We start from the raw sequence: 21,032 nt of genomic DNA, 5'->3' as shown, positions 1-21,032 counted from the left end.
GACTAAATCCGAATCGATTGCCCGGTACTGATTTTAGCCAGCATAGTTTTACTCAGCTTTTGCAGATCCATCACTTCATCGACAGCACCCAACTGGATCGCGGCTCGCGGCATACCAAAGACCACACAACTTGCTTCACTTTGTGCCAATGTGTAGGCTCCCGCTTGTTTCATTTCCAATAAACCCGCCGCACCATCACTACCCATACCCGTTAATATGACGCCTACCGCGTTACGCCCTGCATATTTAGCAACAGAACGAAACAGAACATCGACAGAAGGACGGTGACGATTAACCGGTGGAGCACTGCTGGTCATAAGTTGGTAGTTAGCTCCGCTACGGCACAGTTCCATATGGCGATCTCCCGGTGCGATATAGGCATGTCCCGGTAAGACACGCTCACCATCTTCTGCTTCTTTGACAGTAATCTGGCTCAATTTATTTAGTCGTTCTGCAAATGAGCGGGTAAAGCCGGCTGGCATGTGTTGTGTAATAAGTAACGCCGGGCTGGTAACAGGTAAAGGTTGTAACAGATTCTTGATTGCCTCAGTTCCTCCGGTTGAAGCCCCAACCGCGATCAATTTTTCACTGGATAAAAGTGGCTTAAAATTCAGCGGAGCCGCAATTTCTTGTGTTGGTCTTACTGTGCTGATTTTTGCCTGTGCCGCCGCACGAATTTTCTCCGCAATCAGCTCACTATAAGCCAGCATACCTTCACGAATACCTAATTGTGGCTTGGTTACAAAGTCTACAGCGCCCAATTCCAGTGCTTTCAATGTAATTTCTGAACCTTTTGCCGTCAGAGACGAAACCATCACAACAGGCATAGGTCGTAAACGCATTAATTTTTCAAGAAAATCAATACCATCCATCCGTGGCATCTCAACATCCAATGTCAATACCTGCGGGTTATATTTTTTGATTAAATCGCGGGCAACATATGGATCAGGCGCACAATCCACCACTTCCATGTCTGGGTGGCTATTGATGATTTCCCGCATGATTTGACGCATCAGCGCCGAATCATCCACACAAAGAACGGTTATTTTATTCATGACCCCTCCCTGCCCGGCCTACACCGTAAACGGTTTGTCCTTGCAAGTAGAACTCTCGGCTAATTTGAGTGACGTTTTCGGAATGCCCCGCAAAGAGCAGACCATCTGGTTTTAAGAAATTGACAAAGCGACGCAAAATTCTTTCCTGCGTTTTTTTATCAAAATAAATCATGACATTACGACAAAAAATCGCATCAAATTTACCTTCCAGTGCCCACTCAGAATCAAGTAAATTCAGGTGCTGAAAGCTAACCAGCTCAGTAAGCACCGGTCGAACTCTGGCATACCCTTCAAAGTAACCAACGCCTTTGAAAAAATATTTTTTCTTTTGGCTTTCACTCAGATGTTGTAATTCATCCAATCGATAAACACCCTGGCGAGCTTTTTCCAACACCTGAGTATCAATATCACTGCCAATGATTTTTATCCGGTTTGAACGGTGTCCCAATACATCATTACCACATAAAGTGTCATACAGTGTCATCGCAATGGAATACGGCTCTTCTCCCGTTGAGGCGGCCGCACTCCAGACACGGTAAGTTCCCCCGTTTTTTCTGCCGGCATGGGCTGCCAGAATAGGAAAATGATGGGCTTCCCTAAAAAATGCGGTGAGATTGGTCGTTAATGCATTGATAAATAGTTCCCACTCTTTGCTATAACTATCCTGCTCCAGAATCGACAGATATTGACCAAAATCATTGAGCCCCAAAGCACGCAAGCGCCTGACCAGGCGGTTATAGACCATCTCGCGTTTATTTTTTGCCAAGACAATGCCAGCTCGTTGGTAAATAAACTGGCAGATGCGCTGAAATTGCGCATCCGACAACGTATGCCGCTGAAACATAAAGTTCAGCGGTGCAGTAGCTTCAGCATCTGAAGCTGTTAAATTGGATTTCATCTGACCTCAGCGTACTTGATTTACAACATACTCATCGGTCATTTTTGACGCAGGATATCCCTGATAGTCATGATCATGCTCATGTTCCAAACCTGTCGGTAATTCAAATTGAGCAACCGTTTTCACCAATATATCTGCCTTATCTTCAAGCGCGGCAGCGGCGGCGGCGGACTGTTCCACCAATGCCGCATTTTGCTGTGTGACTTGATCCATCTGACTGACAGCTTGGGCTATCTGATGAATACCACGGCTTTGTTCATCAGAAGCCGCAGCAATTTCAGACATAAGATCAGTGACCTGGTTTACTGATTTGACCAATTCATCCATTGTTCTTCCGGCATTATTTACCAAATCAGAGCCCTGGTTAACACGATGGACGGACTCATCGATCAACATTTTGATTTCTTTTGCAGCATCAGCACTGCGTTGCGCCAGATCACGAACTTCTCCGGCAACGACAGAAAATCCTCGGCCCTGCTCACCAGCACGAGCAGCTTCAACCGCTGCATTCAAGGCCAGGATGTTGGTCTGGAAGGCGATACCATCAATCACGCTGATAATCGCGCTGATTTTCTTCGAACTATTGGCAATTTCGTCCATCGTCGCAACAACACTGCTGGTCTGTTCGCCGCCTTTCATTGCTGTTTGAGAAGCGGCTACCGCAAGTGCGCTGGCCTGACGAGCATGTTCTGCGTTTTGCTTAACAGTAACCGTTAACTGCTCCATACTGGCCGCAGTTTCTTCCAGTGATGCCGCCTGTTCCTCAGTACGTGAGGATAAATCAGTATTACCTTGCGTGATTTCCTGGATACCGGCATACATCTGGTTGGTATTATCCCGCACCGAAGAAATGGATTTGATCAGTGAATTCTGCATATCACGCAGTTTTCTGAATATATTACCAATTTCGTCATCGGTGGTGACTGCCACTTCTTTATTTAGCCGCCCTTCAGCCACATCCTGAAAACAAGCTCTCATATTGGCAAAAGGTTTGAGAAGGTTACGTTTCAGCCACCAGTGAGCTGACAGGGAAACAACAAACACCATCAGGATAGCGCCAAAGAACATGGCAATGGAGACTTTATAATAAAATGCGCCATCAGAAACGGCTTTACTGATATGAGCACCGAGATAATGCATATAGTTATTGTATGCAACCTCTAATTTACTCTGGTAACTCTCTGTTGGTTGATCGAGGAATTCCTGAAAGTGCCCTTCGTAAAGGAAGGTTTTCAATTCCTTCAATGCATTAATGTATTCTTGATATGAATGCTCAACAGCCGACAATAATTCGGCGCCATTATCACTCTGCTCTATCAGAGGTAATGCACTAAAATGTGCGAAACTCCTTTCCGCTTCATTCAGTGAACTTTTGAGTAATGCTTCCATTTCATCTACTTGCTCTCTCGGTTGCCCGACTTTATGAGCAATCGCGATCTTATTCAAGGTGTTACGCGTTTGCAGCAACGCCGCCCAACTCAACCCAAGGGTATCTCTCCGTTGAGTTCCCAAATCAATTCTTTCTATATATGACTGGTCTGTATGAATTATCCCCAAAGATAAGCCACTGGAAATAATCTGCATAACACAAAACATCATCAGTAATAGATACAAACTGGTTGATATGCGAAACCTGCCTAACATGTAATCACCTCGTTTAACGGCTGCATAATGCAGCCGTAGTTATCGCTATTATTTTTTTAGAATGTTTCCCAATTAGATGGGTCTTCCACATCGCTGCTTTTTTTCAGCACGGGAGGATTTGTTTTATTAGCTGGAGGAGTCGGCGATTTTATCGTCGTTAAAACTTCATGTTTTCTTTTCTCAGGCTGCTTCCTTTCTGCCTGCTCCGGTAACTGAAATAATGATACTGCTTTGGTCAAGATCATGGCCTGCTCTTCCAACGCTGCTGCTGCGGCCGCAGACTGTTCAACCAATGATGCATTCTGTTGTGTAACCCTATCCATTTCAGAGATAGCAACACCAACTTGTGTAATTCCCCGACTTTGTTCATCAGAAGCTGATGCTATTTCTCCCATGATATCAGTCACACGGGTAACAGAATCGACAATTTGGTTCATTGTTTCACCAGCACTTTCCACCAACACAGAGCCTGTGTCAGTACGGCTGACGGAGTCTTCAATCAGTGATTTAATCTCTTTCGCTGCTTCTGCACTGCGCTGTGCCAGATTGCGGACTTCACCGGCAACGACAGCAAAACCACGACCGTGTTCACCTGCACGAGCCGCTTCTACCGCAGCATTAAGAGCCAGGATATTTGTCTGGAAAGCGATGGCATCAATAACACCCGTGATATCTGAAATTTTGCGTGAACTATCAGCAATTTCGTGCATAGTTTGCACTACATTTGCTACCACTTTGCCCCCCTGACGGGCGATATCTGAGGCGTTATCCGCCAGATTACTGGCTTGGCGAGCGTTGTCGGCATTTTGTTTTACCGTTGCCGTCAACTGTTCCATACTGGCCGCAGTTTCCTCCAATGAAGCCACTTGCTGCTCAGTACGGGTAGAGAGATCATTGTTACCCGCAGCGATTTCGCTGGTGCCGGTATAAATGGTTTCAGTACTGTGATGCACACTTCTGACGGTATGGATCAGCTCGTCTTGCATATTTTTCAGACCAACCGCCAACATTCCCATTTCATTGTTGCCAGAGACATCAACAGTCTTAGTCAAATCACCTTTCGAGAAAGCTTTAATGGCATCCAACAGTTTGTGCAGCGGATCGATCAATGACTTACGCAAACCAACCCAACTTGCTGCCATAACGGCAATCAGCAATACAAACACAAAAATCAGGCTAATGATAATATTGTGGTAGGCGGCATCAGCTTCATCTGACAACTGCTGATACAGTTTTTCATTTTGATCCAAGTAAAAAGTGTATTCAGCATCAAATGCGTTTTGATATGTCGTGGTTGGTTGGGCAAAAAATTCTTTAAACTGTTTTTTTACCAGCAACACATCTAGTTCTTTCAGTGCATTGAGATAGTCTTGGTGGGTTTGTCTTAAGCTCTGCATACGCTCTGGCTCGCGTATAACTAGGCTTGGCAATTGTTCAAATTGCTGGAAACGACGCTCTGCACGCGCTAAGTTAACCTTAGCTTCTGCTAAAACATCCTCAATTTTGTATTCGCTCTCTCCACCATGCTCTTTCAGGATGTAGATGATGCCAATACGATTCAGGTTATTACGCGCTTGTAGCAGGTTGATCCAACTTTCATCCAATAATTTCTGACGCTGCCGCATTTCATCTAATGTATCAAAGGCTTTGGTATCATTCTTTAATGCCTTAAAGAACAATCCTCCTGAGACAAATTGCAGAGCACCAAATAATATGATGACCGAGATAAGTCCCGTCACTATTTTCATTCGGTTAAACATGACTTCCCTTGTGTAATAAATTGCTATGCCTGTGTTATCGGCATCCTTAAAGGGAACTTTACGCGTAATACAAAAAATTGAGTTTTTACTGTGTTTTTTTGATCTAAAACAAACCGGGCTGCCTTTTGCCTATTTCTGCTTTGCACCAACCTCTTGGCAAAAAGAGCGAGAATTATGGCAGCCCTGGAATATCAATCTCTGGCGACAGAATCTACCAATGCCATTTCCTCACTGTTGAGCAATTTTTCAATGTCTACCAGAATCAGCATACGCTCTTCAATGGAACCAAGCCCGGTCAGATATTCAGTTGACAAAGTGACGGCAAATTCTGGTGCAGGACAAATTTGCTCTTCTTTTAGAGACAACACATCAGATACACCATCAACCACAATCCCCACTATGCGATTAAGCAGATTCAAAATGATGACCACGGTGTTATCGTTGTAAGTGACATCTTCTTGTGAAAATTTGATCCGCAGGTCAATAATGGGAACAATCACTCCACGCAGGTTAGTTATACCTTTTATAAAAGCTGGAGTGTTGGCAATCCGGGTAACCTGATCATAACCACGTATTTCTTGTACCTTCAGGATTTCAATTCCATACTCTTCGTCACCCAAGGTGAAAACCAGATATTCCTTTCCGGCTGTTTCCCCTGATAATTTACTAAATTCGTCTATGGCTGGCATGATGTTACCTTTTACTATGACTTGAAATTGGGTCTAACTTAACTGATTATTTTTGTTCGCAAGTTCAGCCTTACGCTCGGCCAACTGCTCATGATTAAGTTTCTGCAAAGCAGGAATATCAATAATTAAGGCAACACTGCCATCCCCCATAATAGTGGCAGCCGAAATGCCCGGTACTTTGCGGTAGTTGCTTTCAATATTTTTAACAACAACCTGATGCTGCCCTACCAGTTTATCTACCAACAGTGCATAACGACGTCCCGCACTTTGTACGATCACAGCAATACCTTTCGTTGGATCGGTTTCTGTATTTGGAATGTCGAATATCCGGTACAGTTCAAGCAATGGCAGATATTCACCACGTACCTGCAACAGTTTTTCCTCTCCCGCCAATGGATAAATATCTGCTTCTTGTGGTTGTAAAGAGCTGACAACAGCACTCAACGGTAAAATGAAGACTTCATCGTTAACTTTGACAGACATACCATCCAATATTGCCAATGTCAGCGGCAATAAAATACGAATGACTGTCCCCTTCCCTTCTTGGAAGTTGATCTGGATCTGTCCTCCCATATCCTGGATGTTACGTTTAACCACATCCATCCCCACTCCACGGCCGGAAACATCTGTGACCACTTCCGCGGTAGAAAATCCGGGAGCAAAAATCAACATAGCCACTTCTTCATTGCTCATGTTTTCACTCACCGTCAGCCCCTGAGACTGAGCTTTTGCTAAGATCTTCTCTCGATTCAGCCCTGCACCATCATCAATCACTTCAATACAGATATTGCCGCCCTGATGCTCCGCAGCAAGAGTTAAATTACCCGTTTCCGGTTTACCTGCTGCAAGACGTTTTTCCGGGATTTCGATACCGTGGTCAAGACTATTGCGAACTAAGTGCGTAAGCGGATCGATAATTCGCTCAATCAAACTCTTATCCAACTCTGTTGAGCTGCCGATCAATGTCAGTTCTACTTTTTTATTCAATTTTCCTGCCAAATCCCGCACTAAACGTGGATAACGGCTAAAAACATATTCCATCGGCATCATGCGGATCGACATGACAGACTCTTGTAAGTCACGAGAATTGCGCTGCAATTGAGCCATACAACTCAACAATTCACTGTGTTTTGTCGGCTCTAAAGCATCACAATGCTGCGCCAGCATAGATTGAGTGATCACCAGCTCACCTACCAGATTGATGAGTTGATCCACTTTCTCAACAGCCACACGAATGCTGGAAGATTCCACACGTTGACGCGGTGATCCTGCTACCGGAGGCGGTGCCGGACGACCAACTTCATGTAAATCTGCTTTTTTCTTCGCGCTATTTGTACTATTTACATTATTCGCATTAACAGACTGTGGTATATCTACAGTGGCAGAGGCCACATTATTTATGACAGTATTTGGCGTTGTAGTATCGGATGATGTCGTATTTTCTTCAGTTTTTGATTCTGCCGGTTGGGGATCCGATACAGACAAAAAAGTTATCTGCTCAGGTTCAACCACAAAACACAATACCGCAGTAATATCATCTTCTGTTGCAGATGTGATTAATGAGGCCTCAAGGCTATCTGTGGTTTGTTCAACGTCATAAACTTCGCCAAGATGTCCGAGTTCATCTTTCATCAAAGCAACTTCACGCTCTTTCAACCCAGACAAATGAACACGGATCCTGCCCTGATCTATTGCCACAGCCGGAGCGCTTTTTTCTTCTGATTGGCCAGGTTGATCTGTTGTTACTGCTTGTACTCCCTTCTCTTCCTGACTTTCTGTCTCATGTTGGATAGTCTCTTCCATTACAGGCTCAGCTTCAGATATTGCAGTAAAAACTTCCATATTTTGCTGCTCTTCCTGCTGCTTATCTTCTTGTAACTCTAATGCAAGCTGACGCAATGTCTCGCAGATATAATTGAATGTATCTTCATCTGGCTCCTGAGAACTTTTATAGGCATCCAATTGTTGCTGCATAATATCTTTCGCTTCTAAAAACAGGTTGATAATGTCAGTTGTCAGGCGTATTTCGTCACGTCTGGCACTATCCAGCAGATTCTCCAATACATGTGTAGTTTGTTGTAGCTTGGTAAAACCAAATGTCGCAGCGCCCCCCTTAATGGAGTGGGCACTGCGAAAAATGGCATTTAGCTGTTCATGATCAGGTTCATCGGCATTGAGCAACAATAAATGTTGCTCCATATCCGCCAATAGTTCATCTGCTTCATCAAAAAAAGTCTGATAAAACGCGGTAATATCCATCGTTACTTACTCTGTCACCTTATTAGTATCACTTGCCGATTCTACTTTTGGCTGTCCGGGCGTTGTGATTTCATTGGATTGTCTGGTGGGCTGCTGAGAAGGCGTTCCCTCATTCGAATCCATTCTGATGACGTCTTGTATGTCCATACTACTGCTAGCAGTCATGGCGTTACCGCCGCTGTTTTCCTGCTCAATCCGTTTTTCTGCTTCCTTATTCAAAACAATAATGCTGATACGGCGATTAACCGGAGCATCGGGAGCAATATCTTTCTGCATACTGACGGTGGATGCCATGCCAACAACCCGCAGGACTTTGGATTCATCCAAGCCACCAATTAACAACTCTCGTCTTGATGCATTTGCACGGTCTGAAGAGAGCTCCCAGTTACTGTAACCGCGTTGTCCATTGATATATTGCAAATTATCAGTGTGCCCAGACAGGCTGATCTTATTTGGAATGGTATTCAGGATTGGTGCAATTGCCCGCAAGATATTGCTCATATAGTTTTCAACTTTTGCACTACCAATCATAAACATCGGACGATTTTCCCTGTCGATGATTTGAATGCGTAAGCCTTCATCCATCATGTCAATCAATAAGTGCGGACGCAATTCTTTGAGAAGAGGATCAGTGATGATCAGTTGATCAAGTTGTTGACGCAACCGATCCAAACGACGAGTCTCCTCACTAGTTTCAACTTGCTTGTTCTGACGGAAAACTTCTCCATCCTGCTGGAAAACGTCATCCCCCCCTCCAGGGATCGGGTTTGTATTATCACTACTCTGTTTCCCCTTATTGATTGCAACCTGCAAAGGGGTACGGAAATATTCTGCAATACTGGTCAATTCCTGTGGACTGGCGATAGATACCAGCCACATAACCAGAAAAAAAGCCATCATTGCAGTCATGAAGTCGGCATATGCAATTTTCCATGAGCCGCCACTATGACTATGACCATGTTTTTTTCGCTTTTTTATTCTGATAACAGAAACATTATTCGCTCTCATAATTAGTCTTCAGCTTCTTGTTGTACGGGGACCTTAACCCTACGAACATGCTCTTCAAGTTCTGTAAATGAAGGACGATCTGTGAGAAATAATGTTTTACGACCAAATTCAACCGCAATTTGTGGGGCATAACCATTCATGCTGGAAAGCAGAGTAACTTTAATACATTGCATCATTTTTACCTGCTCACTACTGCGCTGACGCAACAAAGTCGCTAAAGGAGAAACAAAACCGTAAGCCAGTAAGATCCCCAGAAATGTTCCTACCATTGCGTGAGCAATCAATACTCCGAGTTCTCCTGCTGGCCGATCTGCCGAACCTAACGCATGAACTACGCCCATCACGGCCGCAACAATCCCAAATGCGGGTAATGAATCTCCCACCATTGTCAGACTGGTTGCAGGAACTTCACTTTCCTGCTCATAAGTCTCAATTTCTTCATCCATCAGGGCTTCGATTTCATGTGGATTCATATTACCGCTGATGATCAAACGCATATAATCCGTGATGAAGTTCATCAGATAAGGATCTTTCAGTAAGCGGGGATATTGTGTGAAGATATCACTCTGTTGCGGATTCTCAATATCACGCTCCAGAGCCAAAAGCCCATGTTGGCGGGATTTAGATAGCAGACGGAACTGTAAAGCCATCAGATCCATGTACATCGCTTTATTGTATTTTGATCTACGCAATACTTTTGGTAAAACACGCAATGTAGCCTTTATCGCCTTGCCATTGTTGCCCACGATAAAAGCACCAATGCCCGCACCTGTAATAATCAAAAATTCCGCTGGCTGATAAAGTGCGCCCATGTGACCACCGACAAGCAGATAGCCACCAATTACCGCACCAAAAACCATGATATATCCTAAAAGTACTAACACGCGATATCCTTTAGCTAAGTTGGTGAGCAGATGGGATTTGAACAGGGCAATTTAGTCAATGAGGAAGAGGATAGTTGTAGATTACAGGCCAGAGTAACCAAAACCTGTAATCTAGTTTTCACTTTCCCATTTAAATTCACATAGCTTGCTGAGCAAATCCATCCAGCAGTTGTGAATTAGTATCGGCAGGTTGCGTGGAAAGTTTACGTTTTTTTACTGCTCTTGAAGGCGGCTGGCAAAGACTACAAACAAAACTATTTACCGGTTGGTGAGCGTGTGTGATAAAAGTTCCACCACAGCATCGACACTCGGTTGGCTGTAACATCCCACTATCGACAAAACGAATGAGAGTCCAGGCTCTGGTTAGAGCCAAAACTGGCCCATCTTCACTCGCCGGAGGGCATTGCTCAAGATATAACCTATAAGCCTTTACTACAGCTTCAACACCAGCACAATGTCCACTTTTCAACAGGAAACGGTAAGCATTGTAGAACATAGAAGAATGAATATTCTGTTCCCAAGTCATAAACCAATCCGTCGAAAAGGGGAGCATCCCTTTAGGCGGAGGGCTTCCCCGCAATTCTTTATACAGTTTGATCAACCTTCCCCGGCTTAATTGCGTTTCACTTTCAAGCATCTGCAACCGTGCGCCTAAAGTGATGAGCTCCATTGCCAACTGAATATCTTTAGCTTCCTGGACAATACTTTTCTCAACCATCTTTATGCTCTTTTCTTGATTGAAGCGTCATCCTGCGTGGATAACTGTTGAAAAAGATGGGTAGATAGCAAGATCCCTGTATGGATTTGTTGCAAATCATCCACCCGTGATTCCTTCGTCAACTGCTGTACAGTTTCGTGATCTTCAAACCGAAAATGGCAAATCAGTTGGTTTGTTTCAGCTAATTTTACTAACTGAGGCAATGTCAGCTCGGCCAACGTATCAGCCATAGATTCACTAATACCTAAACGGAACATCGCAGACGCTTTCTCATGGTTAATTAGCCGTTGTGCTAAAAGCAAATACGATAAATTTATGTCATAAATATGTTTGAGCAATTCAACCGTACTCATTTCTATATATCCCGTCCGATTACATGAAAAAATCAATTAAGTGATCAAAGAATCACTCACGACAAAATTACCAGTAGCATGAGATTCAATAATCTCCGACATAACTGAAATATACATCTTTAGCCAGAGCAGTAACTGTCCTTTGTATTACTCTTGGGATCGCCCAATTTCTAAAATATTTCGGTAATGGATTGTAAAAGTATTATTGCGTCATCTGGATAATGAACTTGCCACAATTGATTAAGAATATTCTTAATACTAATTAACTTTACTCCTGAATCATCAATTTATACAACGGAGAATATATGTCATTTTAAATACTATGTGACATACATCACAAAACTACCTTTTTTTATTATGATTCTAGCTCATTAACTATTCAAGCAAAAGAAAACAAAAATAGTCTATAATTAATAAGTTAAATTATTTAAATAAAAATATTAGATACCATTTTTTGTTTTATACGATCTATTAAACTTATAAATTTAAAATAACGATAAAAAATCCTTTCTTTAGCTAAATTATCAAAATATTATTAAAAATTGTTTCCTGATAATGTGGGTAGGTACTCATCTTCCACTATTAGTTGTTTTAGATCATAGTTATGCCAAATTTATTAATCATATGTGAATACTAGTTATTAAAAAGATACCACTCTGATCATTTTTAATTTACGATTGTACCATTTTCACACAATGACTGAGGCAATATCGACCTCACTTAGAGTACAAGTATCGCACAGATCACAAAAATAAGATAAAATACAGTATGATGTTGAAATAAAAAAACATCTGCATCTTTACCCCAAAGCAATAGTAATCAACACATCTCCGATACCCCAACAAATACCACCACATAGCAATGCCAGTTCCACTTTACCAAACCATCACAATTGATAAATTTTATTTATTAAAATTGACACGCAGAATGACAGCCTTTGACATTATTTTAACAAAAACCGCATTGGCGGTTATTCACAGCCAAAGAGCACTCCACAAGCCAAAATCATAAGAAAAAATTATAATATGTATCCTTCACAGCCTCATAAATGTTAAGAATAATCGATGGTTATGTCACTCATCTGATCAGTTTATAAACTGACATATAAAGTACAAAATAACCTATTGTCCTAATATTAATTTCCTAAAATAGGATAAATTCAGAAACAAAATAATTCCAAAAGGCAAATTAACCAGCAAATTATTATACACCGCAAAACTAAATTTAAAAAGTAATTTACAGTTTAAGTAGAATGCAGAAAAACAATAGATAGAATAAAAACAAATAGTATCTTATTTTTCTTAATTTGAAATATAAATAATAACAAGACATGTAATAAAACAATTCAAATAAAAAAAATAGTATACAAAAATAATTCTATTACTCCGTTAAATTCATAATTATTATGATAGCGGGTTCGTAGTTAAAGAATAACATCAATACCTATTCAAAATATCTGCTAAAAATCATTAATAGCCAGAGTTATTGATACGAAAATTGCGATGGCTATTTTCTTAATCAAGATAGAATAAGATATTAATTAATGGGAATTACTCACAATCATTCACCAATACTATGAATATAAAATCGTTTTATCACATGAATGACAATACAGTAGATTATAAGCTTCCTCAATTACTCAAGGAAAATATTCCCCAGGTAACAAGTTTAACTCTTATGAAAGTAGTAAATGATGATCATGATATGTAACTACCTAATGGCATTGTTATTAATATCATCAATAATACAGGTAAAACGATGGTACTTTATACAATCAGTTTTTTGCGCAACATATGTACATCTGATTTTTGTGATAACACCTCTTTCACTACTCTCCAGATTGGAATACGGCTTAATGTTATACACTATTAGTTCAGATAAATACCACATAAAATATGTTGTAATATAGAAAACAAAAGGTGTCAGAGCATAAAATACCCGATATTTTTCACATCCTATTTGAGAGATTTTCTCAAGAACCTTTTATCCATTTTAATCCCCCCACAAAGACTTAATGTGAAATATCGTACATTAGGTTTTGTACAAGTTAATAAATGGTTAACACAGGTAAAAATAGAATAAATGCACTGGTAACAGTACAGAAAATACTTTCCAAAATTCTATCTGACCATCATATTTAAATACCACATAATATTACCAAACGTTTTCCTTATCTTTTGACGCCTTCTTCTAATACCATCTGATTTTTACCAAGCAAAATGACCCCTGCAAATTCTTTTGTGATATCCATCTCAATATCCACATAACTACTTCAACATACTGCAATATCAGTACATCATTTATTCCATCATCAGAAAGATCTATTGCAGGCTTATTATTTTGTAGTGTCTTTAAAGTGCATGATTTTTTCCGAAGGATTAAGTTAAAAAAACAGATCTTAATTCCACTTCTTTTGAAAGGTTTTCATCACTCATACATTCAATATCAAGGCAACTAAGAATATTCTCAATATCTAACTCCATATCATGAAAAATTTTAACGATAATGACAGAATTATCTTCGGCAAACACCTTAATCGAAATACTCACTCTTTTTCGTTATTAACAGAAAGTAGATGTTTCACTTCATCAAGATTTAATTCACGTATTGCTAAGATTAACACCCTGAAACCTTGTTCGTTATGGCAGCTAACCAATTACATGATATTGTTACGACTTTCTTCAGTGAGAGGAATAGCGACTCCTTTTTCTACACATGGCAGTAAACAGATCACATCCTTTCTGCTATGCCTTTAAGAATCAATTGGTAGTTTTTCTGTGATTCCTACACAAAAATTGATAACTTCCAACTAACACAACTAAAAGGTAACTCATCAATTTTTCTGTAGCCGTGAAGAAAACGAATCTCCACTTTCTTTGACTTCCATATCTGATAATAAAGTTTTTGGTGCTGCCTAACTGAGAATAATGTTCATTATCATTAATGAAAGTATTTATAATCAATAACATTCTATGTTATCAATGTAATGACGCTATTTCATGGGCAACACCTTATTTATACTAAGAAATGAAGGAGGATCGTCCACACAAGCTCCTTATAAAATAATTAGATTACTTATATAAAATCATTCTAATCGGGTAACTCAGCAGCAATTTTCCAGTTAACTGAACTAACACTTTTTTCTAAACTCACTCGACAAACAATCGATTCGATCTCTTTTTGCTTCGCAGGTGTTGCCAATATTTCTGCACACACCTCAAGTCTATTTGGTTGTAGGGTATCAGTACTACTTAATGATTGTAGCCGAATGTTTAATCCATTAATTGCTTGCAGGATCAGCGTCCTGATTAATATTTCATCACTGATATCACAGATAATTTGGATCTTATAACGCTGCTCTAAATCTAAAGCTAGTTGTTGAGGATGAGCATTAATTCTCTGAGCCGCTTCTCTCAATAAAATATTTGCGGATAGAATTATTGCAGTCGCAATACTCGCTGACCAATATTGCCCTAACCCACACAAAACCCCAATACCTGCCGAACACCATAAAGTTGCCGCTGTATTTAAGCCACGAATATTCATTCCTTCTCTCATGATCACACCAGCACCTAGAAAACCAATACCAGATACAATCTGCGCAGCAATACGTCCAGGGCTATCAGTCGAAGTTGATATTGAACAAAGAATAAAAACCGCAGCGCCAGTGGCAACTAAGGCATTGGTTCTCAATCCTGCCATACGTTGACGCCACTGACGTTCTGCACCAATTAATGCCCCGAAACACATAGCTGATAGTAAATGAATAGCAATAGAGGTTAGAAACATAACACTCTCCCAATAATATTAAAATGGATAAATATATTCCTTTTATCTGCCAGGTTACTTATTCATTGGCTTAGCTCATTTGCCAACCGTTCATTTACAGTCCCTACGCTGCAATCCAAAATCTATTAGGTATAGTATCCAGGCTTGATTCAGGATTTTTATAGCTGAGTACTTAATTGGCTTAGAGTTTTCAGATAATCTCAAGCCTGCAATTAAAATGATCTTACGCTTTGCAGGTACTATCTCTAATCGCTATTCATTTTTTTGAATTGAGCTAAGGTTCAACGGGTAGCCTAAAGAAATAATTTCTTTATTTTGTACAATAGGAACAGGACCGAATATAGAAATTCGATCTGGTTATTGATATGTCCCCGGAGGGAACAAGGAATGAGTATAAAGTTGCATTATAGATACCCCGACATATCTGTTGATACTATATTTAAAAGATTTAAAATAGCAGCTCTACAGCATTGCGTGATTTTTCGGGAGAGTACAACTTGTGGAAATTAAGTAGTACTGCACACCATTTCAGGTAAGCAGTAAATTGAATGTAAATGAACAGCTTACCGAATCATTTTTTATTAAACCTAAAACTTTGACTGTTCAATTATCAGCACTCCGATAGAATTTTGCCGGGAGTATAATCAGGTAAAATGGATAAGTAAAGACTCTAATTAATAAATGAACTAAAAAAATACTATCTTTAGCCTCTGTTCAATAAAAAATTACCGCAGTTTATAATATATAAATGTTATTTTTTATTAAAAAATATTCTATAAACAAAAAGCCCGCCAAGGCATTTTAGCATGGCGAGCTTAATAAGGCATGAAGGCTAAATTAGATAGCAGTTACGTTTGCTGCTGCTGGGCCTTTGGCACCATCTTCAATGGTGAACTCTACGTTCTGGCCTTCAGCCAGAGTTTTGAAACCGTTACCTTGAATGGCAGAGAAGTGAACGAATACGTCTTTGCTACCATCGGTTGGAGTAATGAAACCAAAACCTTTGGACTCGTTGAACCACTTCACTTGACCTGTCATTTTCATGTGACTTTCCTATATATCAAAAAAAACTCGCCACCTCGGGCATGTGTTGGCCAGTATCAGCTATTACTTATGGAGGCACTAAGAAGGAAACGGTCTACAAAGGCTACTTAGGATAGCACTTTTACACATAACGCATTAACTCAAGATGTCGTACATAAAGTAGGTCTGTTTATCAGGCCAGACGCATTAACGCATGACCGCACAGGAATAGCAACCTTTTTATGTATTATCGATCTAAAAAAAATTTATACGCTCAATATTAGAACAGATTAACCGAATAAATAGATGAATTTATGATTTTATTTGATTTATTCAAATTTTATCTTAATAAAAAATCCTCGTGTTCTTTCCAGACAATAACAGTTTTGCAAATAAAAAAAAGTAATTGCTATACAGGTGGATGCTCTGGGCATGATAACCTTAAAAATGTTAACACTTTTAATTCGATAACAGATTTCTACAATAATCGGGCTAGTATTATGGATATCATCAAACAGATATTGATTCAGGATCTTGAGCGGATCAATCTCGCAGAGCATCGAGATGGTAAGGTGCATTTTAATAGCATCTTTATTCACCAGCATCCATACCTGTTTTTGGCGATGATCGTTGCTTATGTTTTCCTCGCTGTACTGATGTGGTATGCCCCCTATTTTGGCGTTTGGTCACTTATCCTATTTACCATGCTTTTTTTCGCCATGGCTGCCGTTCTGCTGTTTGATATCAAACCGGTTTATCATTTTGAAGACATTGATGTACTAGATTTACGCGTCTGCTACAACGGTGAGTGGTTCGTTGATGAAAAAGTATCTCAGGATGCTGTCAACACAATACTTGCTCATCCAAATGTATCTAACGAAATAAAGAATGAAATCAAACGAATCATCAGGCGAAAAGACGGAATTTGTTTTTATGATGTATTTATGATTGCCTGTTCAGAACAATCGCCTTATTTTCAATCTTCTAAGGTTGAACAAAAATATGTAATTTCAGCAAAGTAGTATATTCATAGCACAATGCGCTCATATGATGAGCAACCAATAGAAAAATAGAATTTTTGCGTTGACACTCTCTGAGTTCATCGTTACTATTCGCCTCATTCTCAGGAACACAACAATTCCTCCATAGTTCAGTCGGTAGAACGGCGGACTGTTAATCCGTATGTCACTGGTTCGAGTCCAGTTGGAGGAGCCAAATTCTAAAAAGCCCGATTTTAGCTCTGCTGGTCGGGTTTTTTGCTATCTATCCCTTTGTGGGTTATCTCTGACTCTAACGAACAATTTTCTATCTTGCTCAGATACGTTTTCTATCGCCACACTGAACACTACTTAACCAATTGAATTTATTTTTTATTTTTTCTCTTTACAACTCTTCTGTATTCCCCTATTATTCGCCTCGTTCTCAGGAACGCAGCAATTCCTCCATAGTTCAGTCGGTAGAACGGCGGACTGTTAATCCGTATGTCACTGGTTCGAGTCCAGTTGGAGGAGCCAAATTCTAAAAAGCCCGATTTTAGCTTTGCTAGTCGGGCTTTTTACTTTTTATCACTGGTAATAATGCTAATAACCACATCTACCTGGCCCAATCACATTTCCCCCCAACTCTCTAATCATTACTTATATTCCTATTATACAGATAAAAAATTGGCGATGTTTTTCGCTACTATCTTTCCTGTTAGTTCTATGTAATTAGTTCTACCTGTAATTTTCTCTGCGATCTCATTTCAGAGAATACAATGAGATCTTAATTTCATATACAAGATATAAAAAATTATAGTATTGGTGATATTTCGTCATAAAAAATGATAAAACATCATCACCTTGAATAACCATCAACCACTTGAACTTATTTTTCATTATTTCTGCTTTACAACCCTTCTCCATTCCCCTATTATTCGCCTCGTTCTCAGGAACACGGCAATTCCTCCATAGTTCAGTCGGTAGAACGGCGGACTGTTAATCCGTATGTCACTGGTTCGAGTCCAGTTGGAGGAGCCAAATTTTAAAAAGCCCGATTTTAGCTCTGCTAGTCGGGCTTTTTGCTTTCCGATGATCATGTTCACCACTTATGCCCTGTTTATCAATTTTTTCTGTAAAATTTTGATTATCTTCCTGAAAAAACAAGAAAAAGCTGAAAAAAAGCGCATAAAGTACATATTAACAACAAACAAACCATTATTATGATTTTCTTCTTTGACAAATAGAAAGAGAGCCGTTAATATTCGCCCCGTCTTGAAGGAGTTCCTCCATAGTTCAGTCGGTAGAACGGCGGACTGTTAATCCGTATGTCACTGGTTCGAGTCCAGTTGGAGGAGCCAGCTTCAATTCACCCTCGTTTTGTTACTTCTATTTTTCCTTTTTTGATACGATTAATTTCCTCTGAATACCCTAACTTACATGAAATTAAAGACTTGATTCTGCAAAAATGTAGAATTTCATCATTTAATAATAGCTATTTAACTATTTTCTCTTTATCATCTTCCTCCGGCTTAAGGAATGCTGAATCAGCATCCGTCATTTTTCATCTATATTCTGGAGCCGGTTCCATGACTACTGAATCTTATACTATTAAAATCCGCCGCCCTGACGACTGGCATGTTCATTTTCGCGATGGTGATATATTGAAAACCATTGTCCCCCATACCAGCCGCTTTTTTGGCCGAGCTATTGTCATGCCCAACCTTGTTCCTCCCGTAGTAGATATTTCCAGCGCCAGAGCCTATAAAGAGAGGATCATGGCAGCCATTCCGTCAGAACATTCATTCGAACCACTGATGACATGCTATCTCACGGATTCAACAGACAGCTCACAAATTGAAATCGGTTATAAAGAGGGCACTTTCACGGCCTGTAAACTCTACCCCGCAAATGCAACAACTAATTCCAGCCATGGTGTTTCTGACGTACAAAAGATATATCCTTTATTGGAAACAATGGAAAACTTGGGCATGCCTCTATTAATTCATGGTGAAGTTACCGCAGCTCATATTGATATTTTTGATAGGGAAGCCCGCTTCATCGAACAAGTGATGGAACCCTTACGTAAGCAGTTCCCTGATCTGAAAGTTGTTTTTGAGCATATTACGACTAAAGAAGCTGCCGAGTACGTTCTTGAAGGCAACGATAAATTAGGAGCGACACTAACACCACAACACTTGATGTTTAACCGTAATCATATGTTGGTCGGGGGTATCCGTCCTCATCTTTATTGCCTGCCTGTATTAAAACGTAATATTCATCAAGAAGCGTTACGTTCAGCCATCGCCAGTGGTTGTGACCGTTTCTTCTTAGGAACAGACTCCGCCCCTCATTTGTTGCACCGCAAAGAATCTTCCTGTGGTTGTGCGGGTGTTTTCAATGCGCCTACTGCCTTGGCTGCCTACGCCACTGTTTTTGAAGAAATGGATGCAATGGATCACTTTGAAGCATTCTGCTCTCTAAATGGCCCGAAATTTTATGATTTACCCGTTAATGAAGGATTTATTGAACTTATACGCAAGCCTACACCAGTTACCGAATATATCGAATATGCTGGTGAAAAACTGATTCCATTCCTGGCTGGAGAAGATTCAGGATGGGAAGTAACAGTAGTTCATTCTTAAGCAAGTTTAAATCACAAAAGTTTTAGTTTCTTATTATCAGATAAAATGACCAATATCTGGTTTCTACAACTGGTTGTAGTATTAGATTGATAAAAAGGTTTATACTGCAACTGCTCATCCTTAGATGAGTTCCACTGCTCTTAGTCAATTATATCAATCAAGATGCTGTAGTCTGATTAGGAGGTTATATGGGACAAAAAAATGAAATAATCCAAACCCACCCAGTTGTAGGTTGGGACATCAGTATCGTGGATACTTACGACGCCATGATGATTCGTCTTCATTACTTATCCTCCCAAGATCAAGCCACAGATAATGTTAGTATTGACAAAACATTGTGGTTGACGACAGGGGTTGCAAAACAACTGATCCTAATCTTGCAGGCTGGAATCGAGAAGCTTGAATCATCGGAATACACTCAACTTGACTATACGAAACATTAACAACAAACTTGAAAATTCAAACACAACTGGACACTCAATACACTGAGTGTCCAGCATGAGTATCAAAACAAATTTCAGCCGATAAAATCATTTATATAGTTTATTATTCTGTACAATACTGTATCATACAACTATGTCCGTTCGCTTGATTCTAAAATATCAAGCAACCTAATTCATTTAATAATAACCGCTATAGAACAAGGATGTTCAATTAATGAAATTATTAATCATTGATGAGTGTCATTATACACGTCTTGGGATCATTGAATTTCTAAAAGAAAATACAGATATCTTTCCAACAGAAGCTCATTCAATTCCGGGAGCGATAAATATTCTGTCAATATTTTCGCCTGATATTGTTTTGATGAACCTGACACATTATGGTCATCACAGTTCATATTGTGAACAAATGAAGTTATTGATTTCATTAGTTCGTGATACCCGTATATATATCTATCTTGATAAACCATACCCATGGATAGAAAATCATATCCAATTGACTAATAAGGATTTTATTTTACCAAAAAGGAATCTGTCCTTGTTGTTAGCACGGCTAAAAGAGATGGCATCACATGATATTCAACGTTATTTTGCCAACTTCAACATAAAAAGTTCTATTTTTAGTCAACAAGAAAACAGGATCATCTATTATTGGATGCTGGAATTAGATACCTATAAAATTGCCAAATTACTAAATATAAGTAGCAGTACAGTTTATTCACATAAACGGCATATCATAGAAAAAATAGGAGTAACCAACAAAATAGAGCTACTTTTCGTTTATAATATTTTTAAATATCTCTGCTAACACTACAAAAATAACTAAATTGGCGTAATAATACTTAAATTATTACGCCAATTTTTGTATCTGCCTGAGAGAAGATACT

Annotated in this window: 17 protein-coding genes and 4 tRNA genes; 8 read left to right on the top strand and 13 right to left on the bottom strand. The window is 39.7% G+C overall.

Translation table 11 applies throughout. The features are described from left to right. Positions 1–2: 2 nt before the first annotated feature. The 13 genes from ABLA85_RS14405 to cspE form a co-directional block, all read right to left on the bottom strand. Positions 3–1,055: a chemotaxis response regulator protein-glutamate methylesterase gene (locus ABLA85_RS14405; RefSeq protein WP_367965093.1), complete on the bottom strand. Its 1,053-nt coding sequence runs from the start codon at positions 1,053–1,055 to the stop codon at positions 3–5. Then, positions 1,048–1,953, bottom strand: coding sequence for a protein-glutamate O-methyltransferase CheR (cheR, locus tag ABLA85_RS14400; RefSeq protein WP_367965092.1), 906 nt, complete (start codon positions 1,951–1,953; stop codon positions 1,048–1,050). Before cheR ends, ABLA85_RS14405 begins: the two co-directional genes overlap by 8 nt. A 6-nt stretch (positions 1,954–1,959) precedes the next feature. Continuing rightward, complete coding sequence (locus tag ABLA85_RS14395) at positions 1,960–3,597, bottom strand: methyl-accepting chemotaxis protein (RefSeq protein WP_367965091.1); 1,638 nt, start codon at positions 3,595–3,597, stop codon at positions 1,960–1,962. A 56-nt stretch (positions 3,598–3,653) separates the two neighbouring features. Continuing rightward, entirely contained in the window at positions 3,654–5,357 is a 1,704-nt protein-coding gene (locus ABLA85_RS14390; RefSeq protein ID WP_367965090.1) for a methyl-accepting chemotaxis protein, read from the bottom strand. Between the two features lie 191 nt (positions 5,358–5,548). Continuing rightward, positions 5,549–6,046 (bottom strand): chemotaxis protein CheW, encoded by a 498-nt coding sequence (cheW, locus tag ABLA85_RS14385; protein WP_047681078.1) that lies wholly within the window; start codon positions 6,044–6,046, stop codon positions 5,549–5,551. 33 nt (positions 6,047–6,079) lie between these two features. Then, complete coding sequence (gene cheA, locus ABLA85_RS14380; protein ID WP_367965089.1) at positions 6,080–8,305, bottom strand: chemotaxis protein CheA; 2,226 nt, start codon at positions 8,303–8,305, stop codon at positions 6,080–6,082. 6 nt (positions 8,306–8,311) lie between these two features. Continuing rightward, complete coding sequence (gene motB, locus ABLA85_RS14375) at positions 8,312–9,313, bottom strand: flagellar motor protein MotB (RefSeq protein WP_367965088.1); 1,002 nt, start codon at positions 9,311–9,313, stop codon at positions 8,312–8,314. Between the two features lie 2 nt (positions 9,314–9,315). Continuing rightward, positions 9,316–10,197 carry a flagellar motor stator protein MotA gene (motA, locus tag ABLA85_RS14370; protein ID WP_367965087.1) on the bottom strand — a complete coding sequence of 294 codons (882 nt, stop codon included), beginning with the start codon at positions 10,195–10,197 and terminating at the stop codon, positions 9,316–9,318. 136 nt (positions 10,198–10,333) lie between these two features. Beyond that, positions 10,334–10,915, bottom strand: coding sequence for a flagellar transcriptional regulator FlhC (gene flhC / locus ABLA85_RS14365; protein ID WP_047681066.1), 582 nt, complete (start codon positions 10,913–10,915; stop codon positions 10,334–10,336). Between the two features lie 2 nt (positions 10,916–10,917). Next, positions 10,918–11,268, bottom strand: coding sequence for a flagellar transcriptional regulator FlhD (gene flhD, locus ABLA85_RS14360; RefSeq protein WP_047681063.1), 351 nt, complete (start codon positions 11,266–11,268; stop codon positions 10,918–10,920). Between the two features lie 2,378 nt (positions 11,269–13,646). Then, positions 13,647–13,817 (bottom strand): hypothetical protein, encoded by a 171-nt coding sequence (locus ABLA85_RS14355; protein WP_367965086.1) that lies wholly within the window; start codon positions 13,815–13,817, stop codon positions 13,647–13,649. A 541-nt stretch (positions 13,818–14,358) separates the two neighbouring features. Continuing rightward, positions 14,359–15,057 carry an MgtC family protein gene (locus ABLA85_RS14350; protein ID WP_367965085.1) on the bottom strand — a complete coding sequence of 233 codons (699 nt, stop codon included), beginning with the start codon at positions 15,055–15,057 and terminating at the stop codon, positions 14,359–14,361. Positions 15,058–15,894: 837 nt separating this feature from the next. Continuing rightward, a complete protein-coding gene (gene cspE / locus ABLA85_RS14345) occupies positions 15,895–16,101 on the bottom strand; it encodes a transcription antiterminator/RNA stability regulator CspE (RefSeq protein WP_038265922.1) in 207 nt (68 codons plus the stop codon). A 479-nt stretch (positions 16,102–16,580) separates the two neighbouring features. Between cspE and ABLA85_RS14340 the strand changes: the two genes are divergently transcribed. The 8 genes from ABLA85_RS14340 (at position 16,581) to ABLA85_RS14305 (ending at position 20,953) form a co-directional block, all read left to right on the top strand. After that, positions 16,581–17,102 (top strand): YlaC family protein, encoded by a 522-nt coding sequence (locus ABLA85_RS14340; protein WP_367965084.1) that lies wholly within the window; start codon positions 16,581–16,583, stop codon positions 17,100–17,102. 117 nt (positions 17,103–17,219) lie between these two features. Further along, positions 17,220–17,295 (top strand) — tRNA-Asn (locus ABLA85_RS14335). 223 nt (positions 17,296–17,518) lie between these two features. Then, positions 17,519–17,594, top strand: a tRNA-Asn gene (locus tag ABLA85_RS14330). 428 nt (positions 17,595–18,022) lie between these two features. Then, positions 18,023–18,098: transfer RNA gene (locus ABLA85_RS14325), tRNA-Asn, on the top strand. Between the two features lie 244 nt (positions 18,099–18,342). Next, positions 18,343–18,418 (top strand) — tRNA-Asn (locus ABLA85_RS14320). Positions 18,419–18,646: 228 nt separating this feature from the next. Next, positions 18,647–19,702: a dihydroorotase gene (gene pyrC / locus ABLA85_RS14315; RefSeq protein WP_367965083.1), complete on the top strand. Its 1,056-nt coding sequence runs from the start codon at positions 18,647–18,649 to the stop codon at positions 19,700–19,702. 188 nt (positions 19,703–19,890) lie between these two features. Continuing rightward, positions 19,891–20,145, top strand: coding sequence for a biofilm formation regulator BssS (gene bssS / locus ABLA85_RS14310; RefSeq protein WP_367965082.1), 255 nt, complete (start codon positions 19,891–19,893; stop codon positions 20,143–20,145). 214 nt (positions 20,146–20,359) lie between these two features. Continuing rightward, complete coding sequence (locus tag ABLA85_RS14305; RefSeq protein ID WP_367965081.1) at positions 20,360–20,953, top strand: LuxR C-terminal-related transcriptional regulator; 594 nt, start codon at positions 20,360–20,362, stop codon at positions 20,951–20,953. Positions 20,954–21,032 lie beyond the last annotated feature (79 nt).

This window comes from Xenorhabdus sp. SGI246 (genome assembly GCF_040838225.1).
Taxonomy (GTDB): domain Bacteria; phylum Pseudomonadota; class Gammaproteobacteria; order Enterobacterales; family Enterobacteriaceae; genus Xenorhabdus; species Xenorhabdus indica.
The sequence above is the reverse complement of the archived record's forward strand: the minus strand, read 5'-3'. Positions and strand labels throughout refer to the sequence as shown.